1 protein-coding gene is annotated in these 1477 nt (G+C 70.1%); it reads left to right on the top strand.

Going from position 1 to position 1477, the window contains the following annotated elements; all coding sequences use genetic code 11:
* Positions 1-1415 (top strand): ISL3 family transposase (locus ABZ807_RS33355; protein WP_357167165.1); only part of this gene is annotated, 1415 nt, incomplete at its 5' end.
* Between the last annotated feature and the right edge of the window lie 62 nt (positions 1416-1477).

Here is a 1477-nt window from a genome sequence, read left to right as displayed (position 1 = left end):
GCAGGTACGTGCGCCGGCTCGTGGACACGGGTATCGGCGGGCGGGAGGTGACACTCGTGCTGACCGTGCGTCGTCTGTTCTGCGACCAGCCCGGTTGCGTTCGGAAGACGTTCGCCGAGCAGGTGCCCGGGCTTACCACCCGTCACGGGCGGCGGACCGTACCGGCCGCCGGCGTGGTCGAGTCGGTGGCGATGGCGTTGGGAGGTCGGGCAGGCGCCCGCCTGGTGGATCGGCTGGCGCTGCCAACGAGTCGGATGACGCTGCTGCGGGTCATCCGCCGGGTCTGCGACCCGCCGGCCGCGACACCGCGCGTGCTGGGCGTGGATGACTTCGCCCAGCGGCGCGGACACCGTTACGCCACGGTCTTGGTAGACATGCATACCCACCGGCCCATCGACGTCCTGCCCGATCGGGAGGCGGACACCCTGGCCGACTGGCTGCAACGCCACCCGGGTGTGGAGATCATCTGCCGGGACCGGGGCGGCGCCTACGCCGAGGGCGCCGCCCGCGGCGCCCCGGACGCGATTCAGGTCGCTGACCGGTGGCACCTCATGCACAACTTGTCTGAGGCGGTGCGCAAGGTGGTCACCCGGCACCGTCGCTGCCTGCAGCAGGCAGCAGCCCAGCCCGCGCAAGAACCCACGGCCGCTCCGGAGCCGGCGACGTCCGGTCGACGCGCGGACAACACCCGGAGCCGGCATGCCGCCGTGCAGGCCCTGCTCGCCGAGGGCCTGACCATCCGGGCGATCATGCAACGCCTGGGCATAAGCCGCGGCACGGTACGTAAGTACGCCCGGGCGCAGGCACCCGAGCAGCTGCTCGGCCCCAACCCCAGCAGCAGCCCCGGCAAGCTCGGCCCGTTCAAGCCCTACCTGCAGGCCCGCCACGACGAAGGCGTCACCGACAGCCACGCGCTCTACGTGGAGATCCGCGACCGCGGGTATCGCGGCACGTTACGCACGCTGCAGCGGTATCTGGTTCAGGTCCGCGGTGTCTCCCGGACACCCCCACCGCCACCCGTCCCCGCCGCCCGGCACATCACCGCCTGGATCATGCGCCCCGACGACAAGCTCACCGACGACGACCGCCTCGGCCTCAAGGACGCCCGCGCCCGGTGCGCCGACCTGGACGCGCTGACCGAGCTGGCCCACGGGTTCAACCAACTCGTCCGCGAACGTGGTGGCCGCCACCTCGAGGAATGGATCAAGCAGGCCACCGACAGCTCATTCCCCGAGATGTGCGGCTTCGCCGCCGGCCTACTCAAGGATCTCGACGCCGTGCGCGCCGGGCTGACCCAACCCTGGAGCTCCGGGGCCGTGGAAGGCAACGTCAACCGCATCAAGATGATCAAACGCCAGATGTACGGCCGCGCCAACCTCGACCTACTCCGCAAACGAATCCTCGCCCAACCATGACCAGCCGCACCAAGCCAGATCACGAAACTTGTGCCAGAGCCAATTTTGAGCCGCCGTTGACA

Origin of the sequence: Micromonospora sp. NPDC047548 (genome assembly GCF_040642975.1) — a bacterium.
In the GTDB taxonomy this organism is placed as follows: Bacteria; Actinomycetota; Actinomycetes; order Mycobacteriales; family Micromonosporaceae; genus Micromonospora.
The sequence above is the reverse complement of the archived record's forward strand: the minus strand, read 5'-3'. Positions and strand labels throughout refer to the sequence as shown.